This window comes from Mucilaginibacter sp., from assembly GCF_965277465.1.
Lineage (GTDB): Bacteria > Bacteroidota > Bacteroidia > Sphingobacteriales > Sphingobacteriaceae > Mucilaginibacter.
The window spans coordinates 813419-825761 of the sequence record NZ_CBDICW010000002.1 but is presented as its reverse complement, the minus strand read 5'-3'; the positions used below and the strand labels follow the sequence as shown (position 1 = coordinate 825761).

Sequence of the window (12343 nt, the reverse complement as noted above, 5' to 3'; positions counted from 1 at the left end):
TTGTTTGTCATAGTTAAAGGTAGATTATTAATTTGATAAAACCAAATTTAATTCCATATATTTGTTTCTGCAATCAGCTATGACATGAAACTGCAAGAAGTTTATAATAAGTACCCTACACAAAGCGACTGTACAAACCTGCTTGAGAAGCTAATTTGGAATAACACTCCGACTTGCCCCCATTGTGGTTACGAAAAATACTCACCAATTAAAAATGAAAACAGATACCATTGTAATATTTGCAATGTGTCTTTTAGCGTCACAGTTCGAACTATTTTTCACAAAACAAGAGCCGACCTGCAAAAATGGTTTTATGTTATTGATCAGCTATTAAATACTGATAGGAAAATTACCGACAGGGGACTTGCCGACGAAATAAATGTCACAAAAGATACCGCGTGGAGAATGATTAAAACGATTGTTGGTGAAATCGGCAAGAACGAACTAATTTATAAAATTTCACAATTAATGAAATAACGTTATGGCAAGGGAATTACAGGCAACACATGAAGGAACTCTTAAAATAAATGGTAAAGAGTTACCAGTGGCTGTACTAAACGATGGTAGGCGAATAATCACCCAAAACGCTCTTTTTGAGGCATTTGGTAGGCCAGCGAGGGGGTCACGAGCGAAGGGTGATCAAGATAGCCCAAAACTACCCGGATTAATAGATGCGAACAACCTTAAACAATTCATTTCCAGTGAGTTAATATCGGTGATCAAACCGATAAATTATACCGATAAAAATGATCGTATTTCGATAGGGCATGATGCTACCGTTTTGCCATTAATTTGTGATGTTTATTTAGATGCCAGAGATTATAAAAGACCCGATGGAAGAGGAGTATTAACCTCTAAGCAAATGCCTAATGTATTAGCCGCTGAAATACTTATTAGATCACTATCTCGTGTTGGTATAATTGCATTGGTAGACGAGGTTACAGGGCATGAAAAAGAAAAAGAAAAAGATGCTCTTCAAAAGTTTTTAGACACTTTTTTAAATAATGAAATGTCAAAATGGATACCAACGTTTGACAATGAATTTTTTGAAATGATTTTTAAAATGAAGGGATGGACGTGGAAAGAAGCATCTGTTAAAAGACCATCCGTTGTTGGCCATTACATTAATGATTTGGTCTATTCGAGAATAGGCCCGAATGTGCTATCTGAATTGAGAATTAGAAATCCTAAAAATGAAAAAGGCAACAGAAAGGGCAATTATCCTCAATTTATAACAACTGATTTTGGACACCCCAAACTAAAGGAGCATTTGGCCTCTCTAATAGCTTTGGGTAGGGCATCGGGATATAATTGGACTGTTTTTTTAAAATTAGTTGATAGGGCATTTCCAAAGTTTCCAGAACCCCCTAAACAAGGCGACACGTTGAGATTAGATTTGAAATAATAAAGGGGCAATAAGCCCCTAAAGATAGTCGTGCAGACGCAGGTAAATATAAGTGAAGATGTATCCGCTTAGAACCTCGTAAATCAGCCATCCCATGAGTTGTCTCTCATTAGGCGCAAGTGATTTACGGGGGTTTCCTGTTATGTAAAGTTACAAAAAATGGGTATATTATAAAATCGTTATATTTGAAAAACACATAGGATAATGAAATCTAAGGAACAAGATTTTGTCGAAACAATTAAAAAAATGCTAAACGTTGATATTGATATATCATTCACGCCGTTCAAACACATTGTTTTTCCAAAAGATTTAGAACAAAGTCAAAGAAGGAAAATAACCAAATTATACAATAATATTTTCAAATAGCACTATGGCAGACGATAAGAAAACCCACAAAGAAGCATCAAACATCTTTCATAGCATTATGAAAGCAAGCGTTAAGCAAGATAAGTTTGTTCCTGAAGAATGCCCAAAATGTGGGGCTATGGCTGACTTCGTGCCGCCAGTACAAAAGGATGGTAAAAATTCAGTGGTTCACTATAAATGCCCAAACGGGCATGAATTTTCAAAATATATATCTGTTAAGTAATTTTTTTATCGCATTTGGTCTAACACGTATATAGTCTCCTCTCAAAACAAAAAACCCGGCTTAATACCGGTTTTTTTGTTTATTCCTCTAACCTTATGCTTTTTATAATTTTATCTAAAACGGCCTCGGCTTCCGCTTTATCAACTGTACCACACTGAATACTGCCATTTAACCCTAATGTATTGGTATTATTTGAGCTATGAAAATAATAGACAATAACATCCTTATCTACATAACTGGTTGTTAATATCCGAATACCATTTATTTTTTGCATGGTTGCATGAAAATTCAAACCGGGGGCTGTTTTTCGATACATACTTTCAAGTCCCCTCTTGTCTTCGTCCAAACCTTGAAAATGGCCTTTCAAATCATAAAAAGCTAAAATCATGTTGTTCAATCTGTATATATTTTTAAAGTTGAAATAGGCAAAAGGTTTATCGTATTTCTTTTCACTTGCAAAAGCAAGCAATTGTTCCTTGTTAAGTTTAACAGCATCGGCTGGTATAGTAGCAGTTATTCCTTGTATAAAAGGAGTTTGTTGCCCCATACATTTAGCCCCCATAAAGGCTAAGCTTAACATTAGTATGATTATTTTACTTTTCATTTTATCTTATAATCAGCAGAAAAAGACACCCTTTTATGCTATATTATCTCCTCTCAAAACAAAAAACCCGGCTTAATACCGGGTTTTTTGTTTATTCCTTTTTTAAATATTACTGTACCTGGATCGGGATCTTCAATTTAGATCCATCCGGATAAAAGCCTGTTATTACAATTACACCATTCCGTAAGTTGCCTAATGCTTTATCCATATCGGCAATGTTGGCAATTGGCTGTTTGTTAATATCGGTGATCACTGACCCAACCGGAACTTCGGTATAATCAAAGAAACCACCTTCTCTAACCTGTGTTACCACAACGCCATGTACCACATTGAATTTAGCCTTCTGCGCTGCATTTACCGGCATAAAGCTGGCACCTATTTTATTGAACAGTTCCTCTGCCGATTTACTTACCGTTGCTTTTGCTACTGATGGCGCATCTGCCTTAAGGGTTACGGTAAAGTTCTTTTCGTCATTACCACGTAAAACAGTCAGGTGAATTTTATCGCCCGGGCCTAAGCGGCCTACACGTTCCTGCAAGTCTGACGATTCATAAACCGGATTACCTTCAACCTTGCTGATAATATCGCCGGTTTGGATGCCTGCCTGTGCAGCACCGCTTCCCGGTATTACCTGGTTAACGTATAAACCAACTGTTTTATCAACGTGCAGTTCATCAGCAACATCCTGGTTAAGCTCCCTGAAGCTTACACCTACAAAACCACGCTTAACCGCGCCGTATTTTTGAATATCGTCCAATACCTTTTTGGCAAGGTTAATAGGGATGGCAAAGCCATAACCCTCGTACGAGCCTGTATGCGATGCAATGGCCGAGTTGATACCGATCAGTTCGCCATTGGTATTAACCAACGCGCCACCGCTGTTACCAGGGTTAATGGCCGCATCTGTTTGGATGAACGATTCAATGGCCCTGTTCAGTTTCGGTTGGCTCTGCGCCTGTGTACGCTCAAACGGGTTACCCTGATCCTGGTTATCTTCGCTGCCTATTAAGCCTAAACCACGGCCCTTGGCACTTACAATACCCGCAGTAACGGTTGATGTTAACTTGAACGGATTACCTACTGCCAATACCCACTCGCCTACTTTTACCGCATCAGAGTTTCCTAATTTTACAATTGGTAAATTGTTGCCGTCAATTTTTATCAGTGCCAGGTCGGTATTAGGGTCGGTACCTATTACCTTAGCCTTGTATGGGCGGTGGTCGTTTAGTACCACCTCAATTTTATCTGCCTTTTCAACCACGTGGTTATTGGTAACAATGTAACCATCCGGAGAAATAATTACTCCCGATCCAGAAGCCATCTGCGGGCCTGATGGGCGCATGCGCTGCCCAAACATATCGCCAAACATTTTCTGCATCTGGCTTTGCTGGTCGTTATCGGCCTGTGCGGCATAAGTGGTACGGATATAAACAACAGCCGGCGTTACCGCAGCAGCAGCCTCCGTAAAATCAACCTGCCCTGCCGATGATAAGTTAGATACCGGCGGCGTTAGGTGATTACTTGTGAAATATACTTTTTGCTTATCCTCAAAGCTCATGTTGTCGGCATACTTACTCTCAATAATTTTGTAAGTACCTAACGCCATAGCACCGCCTGCAAAGGCCGTTAATAATGTTAAACCAAACTTTTTCATATTATTTCTCACTTTTCTTTTACGTTTAATTTTATTAAATCAAATTTAATACCATATAGACGGCATAATCAATATTAAGTTATTCGTATTTTTGTTAAAATTTGTTAAAATTAACATCGCGGCATTTTTACAACCGTTTCATCCTGTTGTATTTAATGTTAAAGGTGCTAAATATTATTTTAAGATATTGTGAGTATACATTTTTATAAATACCAGGGAGCCGGTAATGACTTTGTGATGATAGATAACCGCCAAAATGTTATCAATCACCATAATCCCCAATTAATTTCACAGCTGTGCAACCGTCGTTTCGGCATTGGTGGCGATGGCTTAATGTGCCTTGAAAATGAGGCAGGTTATGATTTTAAAATGGTTTATTATAATGCCGACGGCCAGCCAAGCAGCATGTGCGGCAATGGCGGCAGGTGCATAGTTGCCTTTGCCAAATATTTGGGTATAATAAATACCGAAACAAACTTTTTGGCAGTTGACGGCCCGCATTATGCCAAAATTTCAGCATCGGGCGATTGGGTGAGCCTGCAGATGATTGATGTAGATACCATAACTACCGATAACGATGCGTATGTATTAGATACAGGATCGCCGCACTACATTAAATTGGTTGATGGCCTGAAGGATAAAGATGTTTATACCGATGGTTATGCCATCCGCAATAATAATACCTATAGAGAAAAAGGCATCAATATAAACTTTGTTGAGCCTGATGCCGATGGCTATTTTGTACGCACCTATGAACGCGGTGTTGAAGACGAAACCTTTGCCTGCGGAACCGGCGTAACCGCCGTTGCCCTTGCTATGGCTAAACACAACCAGCAAACCGGCCATATAAACACCCCTATAAAGGTTTTAGGTGGCAATATGAACATCCGCTTTGATTATGACGGCCATAAATACACCGGCATTTTTTTAGAGGGCCCCGCCGTAAAGGTTTTTGATGGCGAAATAACATTGTAGCTATTTTTTTTATTGGTGCTGTGGATTATAGCCTGTTAGTCAACAGGGTTGCCCATAAATCAATACGATTGTTGTACTTAACATGGCAGTGTTAACAATTATTTAATTCAAAACATTTTTACTTACTGCAAATTCTGTTTACGTTTGAATTTTTTGTTGATGTAACTTCTTTAAATTTTTTATTTATAGAACTATGTTACGTGTCGACAGCAGTAAACCTTGCCAGATAATTTATGCCATTGCCCGGCACGAATTCCTGTCGTACCTGATTGAGCCACACATAGTTCAGTTAAATCCAAACGGCGAATTTTCATTAACACACCAGCGTTTATTTTCAAACACAGCAAAAGAGTTTACCAACTATCTTGATGAAACCGATATTAAGTTAGTGAAGATACTGGAAGAGATTGAGCAGGGTAACCTGATCAAAAAATTCTACAAGAAGCCTATTCGTCCGTTTGAGTTTTTTACCAAGATATTTAACGAACAGTTTTTTGATACCATCCGCCCAAAAATGGAAAAGCGGATGGCCGAAGCTTTGATACTGCTTAAAAATAAACCTCTTTACCAAATGAGTAAAGAGGGCTACCCTGCCGAACGTAAACTGCAAATAGCCGATGAGCCTGCATCCGTACTGTTCCATTTCCGCAGAAATGAGGAAGAGATCAGGTATTTCCCTACCATTAAATACCAGGGAATGCGCATTGAGTTTATGTTTAAAAATGCCGAGATCATTTGTAACCACCCGGCCTGGATGCTGCTGGATGATACCCTTTATTATTTTGATAAGGAGATTGAAGGGAAAAAGCTTTTCCCTTTTCTTAACAAACGTTTTATAGCCATACCCCGCTCTTCCGAACTACCGTACTTTGAAAAATTTGTGGCGCCGCTTATTGAAAAGCACCACGTATATGCCGAAGGCTTTACCATTAATACTGAAAAATACGATGCCCGTCCGGTTATCAAACCGATATATGTAGAGGGCGGCACTTCGCAATTACAGCTTAGTTTTAAATATGCAGGTTATATTTTTCCTTTCGGGGATGAGCGGCATATTTCTGTAAGGATGGAAGTTAATGGCGATGATTACACCTTTCACCGCATTAAACGCTCCGTAACCTGGGAAAAAAACAAGTTCGACCATCTCATATCCTTAGGGCTTAAAGCGGCTTCTTCCCTTTTCAAAAACTTAGAGGTAGATATTACAGATGAAGAAGCCGATCATTCGTTCTCCGTATTTGAATGGATCAACCAGCATTATGATGAGCTGATAGCACAGGGTTTTGAAATAGAGCAACCGGATTCGGGCGGGCAAAAACGCTATGTATTTGGCAGCAGCAAAATAGACCTTGAAGTAAAAGAAAACAACGATTGGTTTGATATTTATGCCATTGTTTATTTCGGCTCGTACCGCATCCCTTTTATTCAGCTTAAAAATCATATCCTCAACCGTAAAAAAGAGTTCCTGCTGCCATCGGGCGAGATTGCCATTATTCCTGAAAAATGGTTTTCGCAATACGGTAACCTGCTGCACTTTACCGAGGGCGGTAATGAGCTGAAACTGCGCAGGCACCATTTAGGCCTGGTGAACGACCTGGCCGAAGGCGAAATGGCCAGCGTTACCATGAACCGCAAGCTGCAAAAACTGCTCGATTTTGAGGAGTTAGAAGATATTTGCATGCCCCAGCATTTTGAAGGCAGCTTACGCCACTACCAAAAAGCAGGTTATAACTGGTTCCATTTTTTAAAAAGCTATCATTTTGGTGGCTGCCTTGCCGATGATATGGGTTTAGGTAAAACCATACAAACCCTTGCCCTGCTCCAAAAGCACAAGGAAGACACCGAAGCAGCAGGCGGGAAAAGCACCTCACTGGTGATTATGCCAACATCGCTTATTTATAACTGGCTTAACGAGGCTAAGAAATTTACACCGCAATTAAGGCTGATGGTGCATACAGGTACGTTCCGCTATAAATCGCCGGAGGTGTTTGCCAATTACGATGTGGTAATTACTACCTATGGCATTAGCCGCATTGATATTGACCTGCTTAAAGCTTACTTTTTTGATTATGTGATATTGGATGAAAGCCAGAACATAAAAAACCCATCGTCAAAATCGTTCCAATCGGTAAAGCTTTTAAAATCGCGCTTTAAACTGATACTGAGCGGTACGCCTGTAGAAAACTCGGTTAATGACCTGTGGACGCAGATGTCGTTCATTAACCCCGGCCTGTTAGGTGCCCAGCAGTTTTTCCAGAACGAATTTGTTACCCCCATAGAAAAGAAAAAGGACGAGGACAAAGCCCGCAAATTACAGGCCTTAATAAAACCTTTTGTTTTGCGCCGCACCAAAGAGCAGGTAGCAACCGAACTGCCGCCAAAAACCGAGAACCTGTTTTACTGCCAGATGAGCGAGGAGCAATCGGCAGTTTATGAAAAGGTAAAATCAGAATACCGCAACGAGTTGCTGAAGAGCCTGGAGGATGGCACGTTTGCCAAAACGCAGATTCAGGTATTACAGGGGCTGATCAAATTAAGGCAGATTGCCAACCACCCTATCATGATTGATAAGGATTATGAAGGCGACTCCGGCAAATTTGAAAACGTGATCCATACGCTCGCCAATGTGCTCGATGGCGGACACAAGGTTTTGATATTTTCGCAATTTGTAAAGCAGCTAAACATTTACCGTACTCACTTTGATACCGAAAAGATCCCTTATGTGTACCTTGATGGCAGCACCCAAAACCGGGGTGATGTAGTGAAGCAGTTTCAGGAAGATGAAAAAACACGCGTGTTCCTGATCTCGATAAAAGCCGGCGGCGTTGGCCTTAACTTAACCGAAGCCGATTATGTTTTTATCCTCGACCCCTGGTGGAACCCGGCTGTTGAGCAACAGGCCATTGACCGTACACACCGCATAGGTCAAACCAAAAATGTGTTCATCTATAAATTTATCACCAAGGACTCTGTCGAAGAAAAGATTCTGGCGCTGCAGCAACGCAAGCTGAGCGTTGCCCGTGCATTAATTACAACCGAGGATAGTTTTATCAAATCGCTTTCGGCAGATGATATTAAGGAGATTTTAGGTTAGGCGGATAGCTAAAACATCATTTCAGTTACTAACCAATCATCAAAAAAATAGATTAATGATTCAGGTAAAATTAATTATCACCTGTAAATAATGGTGTAAATTTATACACAAGCCAAAGGGCAAAGCATACTAAAGATAAATAGAAAATAATTTTACCTTGATTTCTATCTTTTTCAGAATAATTAAAAAGCCTTTCCCCATTGGGTAAGGTTTTTTTATAACTCCAAAGATGCCACCCTATAAAACAACCTAAAATACCACCGCCTAAAGCAAATATGTATCCAATAATTATCCACGTTGATTGCGATGCTTCCGGCTCTTTTAATTCCTCAATTCTTTTTTCTTCTATTGCGTTCAGTTCTTCATCGCTAATAGTTTTACCTCTTGCTGCAAGCAATTTACGGGCAAGCTGCACATCGTATGCATTCCATTCGTCTGCTTTGGTTATTACATCCAACAACTCACTATCAGTAAAACTAAACAGGTAATAATCTTTATCGGCTTCAGTAATATCTTCATTTGCTTCATGCAACAAAAGTTCATTTACTGTTTCAAAATCATTACTGCTAATTTTAACAGCATATTGCCGGGTATCATTATAGGCAAAAGTTGGGTCAAACGACAGCGCTTCCTCCTCAACAAAAAATGCTACGTTATGCTTTTCAAGCAGTTCTGAAAGTTGATTTGCTAATGCTATATCGTTAAATTTCTTGTAGGTGATAAATTCAGGTTTCATATATGGTTAGCGCTATAACAATGCTTGCAAATTAGCAAAACCCACCGGATTTTTATTAATTATCAACCCAAACAAATTATATTAATGTTGGTTATTCAAACACTTCATAAATACTTATAACTTTAAACCAAAATTATACTTATGAAACGTATTTTACTTTTAGCAACCCTTGTTTTTTGCAGTTTTTCAGCTTTTAGCCAAAGCAAAATGGCTTGCTGCGCCAGGCCATCGGCAACGCAGCAATTTGCTATGCTGGCTTCCAGCCAAAAATTTGTTTTATCGCACAAAACACCTTTAAAATATCATTTTCAAAGCAGCATTGGCAAAGCAATCACCTACAAAACTACCGATGGTAAAGAGGCCGCTGCCTACGAGTTTAAAGCAAAAACACCAACTAATAATTATATTTTAGTAATACATGAGTGGTGGGGCCTTAATGATTTTGTTAAAAAGGAATCTGAAAATATTTATAACGATCTGGGTAACGTAAACATCATTGATCTTGACCTTTACGATGGTAAAGTTGCCACCACCCCGGCAGAAGCCGGCAAACTGATGCAAGGTGTAAATGACGACCGTGCAAAAGCAATTATTAACGGCGCCATAGCTTATGTTGGGCCAAAAGCACATATTGCAACCATAGGCTGGTGTTTTGGCGGTGGCTGGAGTTTACAAACCACCCTGTTGGCAGGCAAACAGGCGGTTGGCTGTGTAATGTATTATGGCATGCCCGAGCAGGATGTTAACCGTTTAAAAACACTGCATGCTGATGTCTTAGGCAACTTTGCCAATAAAGACCAGTGGATAAACGTAAAATTAGTTACCAAATTTGAGGCTGATATGAAAACAGCAGGCAAAAAACTTTACCTGCATCAATACGATGCCGATCACGGTTTTGCTAACCCCAGCAACCCGGCCCATAACAGCGAAGCCACTGCCGAGGCCTATAAATACACCATTGCCTTTTTTAAAGCAAGGTTGAAATAACAAGATAGCCTTAGTATGATCTATCGGAAAGGACGATAAACTATCGTCCTTTTTTGTAACATTGCACAAATATTTCTGCCTTTGACCGCCCGCGCTAAAAAACTATTCTCCTACCTGCTAAAACTCGGCATACTTGTTCTCGCGTTCTGGTTTATTTACCACCGCATACTCCGGAACAATGATAACATGCACAAGTTTGAAACACTTGTAGCCAATATCACCTATAATAAAGTGGTTATTACAATGGTTTGCGTGGTGCTGTTAATGATCATTAACTGGGTGCTTGAATCATTAAAATGGTGGCATTTAACCAGGCAGCTTGCGCCAATGTCGGTATGGCGGGCTATTGAATCTGTTTTTTGCGGCTTAACCTGGGCCGTATTTACCCCTAACAGAATTGGCGAGTACGGTGGCCGCGTAATGTTTTTACCCAACCGCAAACGCATACATGGCGTGTTTGCAATGGCAGTAGGCTCGTTTGGGCAAAATGTTATAACCAATGTATTAGGTGCTGCGGCAGTGGTTTGGTTCTTATTTTCATTTATGCATCTTAATGATTGGCTGATGCTGGGCATCACCGTTGTTGCGGCTGTATTTATGGCTATAATGCTTACCTTTTACTTCAACATCCAGTGGATGGTATCCTTGCTTAACCGTATCAAGTTCCTTAAAAAATATCACCGCTTTTTTGATATTATGGGCAATTATAAAACCGCCGAACTGTTGAGCATTATGTGGTTTTGCCTGGCCCGCTTTTTTGTATTTACATTTCAATATTACCTTATTATCCATTTACTGATACCGCAGATCCCGCTGCTTGAAATGAGCTTGCTGATGTTTGTTTTCTTCTTTATCCAATCGGCCATCCCATCGTTGGATGTGCTTGACATCGGTGTAAGAAGCATCACTGCCGATAAGCTTTTCAGCTACGTTACCGATCAGCATATTGCCGTTGTGGTATCTATTTCGCTTATATATATCATAAACCTGATTATTCCGGCTATTTTAGGCTCGGTATTCGTTTTTAAACTAAAATTCTTTGATCGCACTGCTTAGTATAATCTCGCTTTTGCTTACAGGGCTGTTCCTGTGCGTATGTATCTTCCTTATCAAAGGCTGGCATGCCGTAAAACGCCCGCAAATTAAAACATCGGGCTTTAACACCAAAGTAACGGTACTGATAGCGGCACGCAATGAGGAAGAAAAGATCCACCTTACCATTGAAGATATATTAGCACAGAACTATCCCAAACATCTTACAGAAATTATTATTGTTGACGATCACTCAACCGACCGTACCTCGCAGATCATCAGCAGCTATGCCGGCCGTGGGGTTAAGCTGTTACAAATGAATGAAGACAAGCCGCTAAATTCCTACAAGAAAAAAGCCATAGCCGAAGCTATCAGCCTTTCAACCGGCGATTTAATGGTAGCTACTGATGCCGATTGCCGCATGGGCCCGCATTGGCTATCCACCGTGGTTGGCTATTATGAAATGCATAACCCGGTAATGATCTCATCGCCGGTAAGTTATTTTGAGGAAAAATCAATGTTTGAGCGGATGCAAACCCTGGAGTTTTATTCGCTTATTGCAACAGGTGGGGCATTTATAGGTAACGGGCATGCGTCAACCTGCAATGGCGCAAATTTGGCTTACCGTAAAGATGTATTTTACCAGGTGGGCGGCTTTAAAGGTATAGATGACCTGGCATCGGGCGATGATGAATTACTGCTGCAAAAAGTAGCAGAACGTTTCCCTAAAAAAATCGGCTTCTTAAAACTATACGATGCCGTGGTATTTACACATGCCAAGCCAAACCTTAAAGAGTTTTTACAGCAAAGGCGCCGCTGGGCTTCAAAATCAGTAAAGTATAAGGATAAAAAAGTGGTTGCCCTGGTTGTTGGGCTTTGGCTTTTCAATGTATCAATGGTGCTGAATGTTTTGGCAGGCTTTTTTAGTGTGCACTTTTTTGGGGTTTTTGCCATTCAGTTTTTATTGATATTTTTATTCGAGCTGCTGCTATTATATCCCGTAACCTCATTTTTTAAGCGCACCAAATTATTGCAGCTTCTTATCATTTCAATCCCCCTATATATTATTTATTTTGTTTATATCGGGATGATAGGCAACAAAGGAAAATACATTTGGAAAGGCCGCGAGGTAAGGTAACTCAAAGTATCCGGATTTAATTGAGCCGATATTATTCATCAGATTATCAAATTCAATCATTATCGGCTTTATTAACTACCTGCCCGGTCAATTTAATCAGCAACTTGTTATCTTTAGCCAAAAGGAATA

Annotated in this window: 11 protein-coding genes; 8 read left to right on the top strand and 3 right to left on the bottom strand. The window is 40.0% G+C overall.

All coding sequences use genetic code 11. The annotated features are described in order from the left end of the window. Positions 1-84: 84 nt before the first annotated feature. The 3 genes from ACQY4U_RS16065 to ACQY4U_RS16055 all read left to right on the top strand — a co-directional run bounded on the left by ACQY4U_RS16065 (position 85) and on the right by ACQY4U_RS16055 (position 1994). Complete coding sequence (locus ACQY4U_RS16065) at positions 85-477, top strand: transposase (RefSeq protein ID WP_428330461.1); 393 nt, start codon at positions 85-87, stop codon at positions 475-477. Positions 478-481: 4 nt separating this feature from the next. Then, positions 482-1405 (top strand): P63C domain-containing protein, encoded by a 924-nt coding sequence (locus ACQY4U_RS16060; RefSeq protein WP_428330460.1) that lies wholly within the window; start codon positions 482-484, stop codon positions 1403-1405. A 370-nt stretch (positions 1406-1775) separates the two neighbouring features. Further along, positions 1776-1994: a hypothetical protein gene (locus tag ACQY4U_RS16055; RefSeq protein ID WP_428330459.1), complete on the top strand. Its 219-nt coding sequence runs from the start codon at positions 1776-1778 to the stop codon at positions 1992-1994. A gap of 79 nt (positions 1995-2073) precedes the next feature. On the opposite strand, the gene ACQY4U_RS16050 is transcribed toward ACQY4U_RS16055, so the two are convergent. Together ACQY4U_RS16050 and ACQY4U_RS16045 are read right to left on the bottom strand one after the other, a co-directional pair. Further along, positions 2074-2598, bottom strand: coding sequence for a hypothetical protein (locus ACQY4U_RS16050; RefSeq protein ID WP_428330458.1), 525 nt, complete (start codon positions 2596-2598; stop codon positions 2074-2076). Between the two features lie 109 nt (positions 2599-2707). Further along, entirely contained in the window at positions 2708-4252 is a 1545-nt protein-coding gene (locus tag ACQY4U_RS16045) for a S1C family serine protease (protein WP_428330457.1), read from the bottom strand. Between the two features lie 189 nt (positions 4253-4441). Between ACQY4U_RS16045 and dapF the strand changes: the two genes are divergently transcribed. Beyond that, entirely contained in the window at positions 4442-5227 is a 786-nt protein-coding gene (gene dapF, locus ACQY4U_RS16040; RefSeq protein WP_428330456.1) for a diaminopimelate epimerase, read from the top strand. A gap of 193 nt (positions 5228-5420) precedes the next feature. Next, positions 5421-8321: a DEAD/DEAH box helicase gene (locus tag ACQY4U_RS16035; protein WP_428330455.1), complete on the top strand. Its 2901-nt coding sequence runs from the start codon at positions 5421-5423 to the stop codon at positions 8319-8321. A 70-nt stretch (positions 8322-8391) separates the two neighbouring features. On the opposite strand, the gene ACQY4U_RS16030 is transcribed toward ACQY4U_RS16035, so the two are convergent. Further along, the gene (locus tag ACQY4U_RS16030) at positions 8392-9057 is read right to left on the bottom strand and encodes a hypothetical protein (RefSeq protein ID WP_428330454.1); all 666 of its coding nucleotides are present in this window, start codon (positions 9055-9057) and stop codon (positions 8392-8394) included. Between the two features lie 141 nt (positions 9058-9198). Here ACQY4U_RS16030 and ACQY4U_RS16025 point away from each other — a divergent pair, with 141 nt between their 5' ends. The 3 genes from ACQY4U_RS16025 (at position 9199) to ACQY4U_RS16015 (ending at position 12214) form a co-directional block, all read left to right on the top strand. Next, the gene (locus tag ACQY4U_RS16025) at positions 9199-10044 is read left to right on the top strand and encodes a dienelactone hydrolase family protein (protein ID WP_428330453.1); all 846 of its coding nucleotides are present in this window, start codon (positions 9199-9201) and stop codon (positions 10042-10044) included. A gap of 186 nt (positions 10045-10230) precedes the next feature. Beyond that, positions 10231-11100, top strand: a complete 870-nt coding sequence (locus ACQY4U_RS16020) for a hypothetical protein (protein ID WP_428330452.1) — start codon at positions 10231-10233, stop codon at positions 11098-11100. Next, entirely contained in the window at positions 11084-12214 is a 1131-nt protein-coding gene (locus ACQY4U_RS16015; protein ID WP_428330451.1) for a glycosyltransferase family 2 protein, read from the top strand. The genes ACQY4U_RS16020 and ACQY4U_RS16015 overlap by 17 nt, the downstream gene beginning before the upstream one ends. Positions 12215-12343 lie beyond the last annotated feature (129 nt).

What these genes read in the sequence shown, in the direction of transcription:
- ACQY4U_RS16065 (WP_428330461.1), top strand. Translation starts at nt 85, where the DNA reads ATGAAACTGCAAGAAGTTTATAATAAGTACCCTACACAAAGCGACTGT.
- ACQY4U_RS16060 (WP_428330460.1), top strand. Translation starts at nt 482, where the DNA reads ATGGCAAGGGAATTACAGGCAACACATGAAGGAACTCTTAAAATAAAT.
- ACQY4U_RS16055 (WP_428330459.1), top strand. Translation starts at nt 1,776, where the DNA reads ATGGCAGACGATAAGAAAACCCACAAAGAAGCATCAAACATCTTTCAT.
- ACQY4U_RS16050 (WP_428330458.1), bottom strand. Translation starts at nt 2,598, where the DNA reads ATGAAAAGTAAAATAATCATACTAATGTTAAGCTTAGCCTTTATGGGG.
- ACQY4U_RS16045 (WP_428330457.1), bottom strand. Translation starts at nt 4,252, where the DNA reads ATGAAAAAGTTTGGTTTAACATTATTAACGGCCTTTGCAGGCGGTGCT.
- ACQY4U_RS16035 (WP_428330455.1), top strand. Translation starts at nt 5,421, where the DNA reads ATGTTACGTGTCGACAGCAGTAAACCTTGCCAGATAATTTATGCCATT.
- ACQY4U_RS16030 (WP_428330454.1), bottom strand. Translation starts at nt 9,057, where the DNA reads ATGAAACCTGAATTTATCACCTACAAGAAATTTAACGATATAGCATTA.
- ACQY4U_RS16025 (WP_428330453.1), top strand. Translation starts at nt 9,199, where the DNA reads ATGAAACGTATTTTACTTTTAGCAACCCTTGTTTTTTGCAGTTTTTCA.
- ACQY4U_RS16020 (WP_428330452.1), top strand. Translation starts at nt 10,231, where the DNA reads ATGCACAAGTTTGAAACACTTGTAGCCAATATCACCTATAATAAAGTG.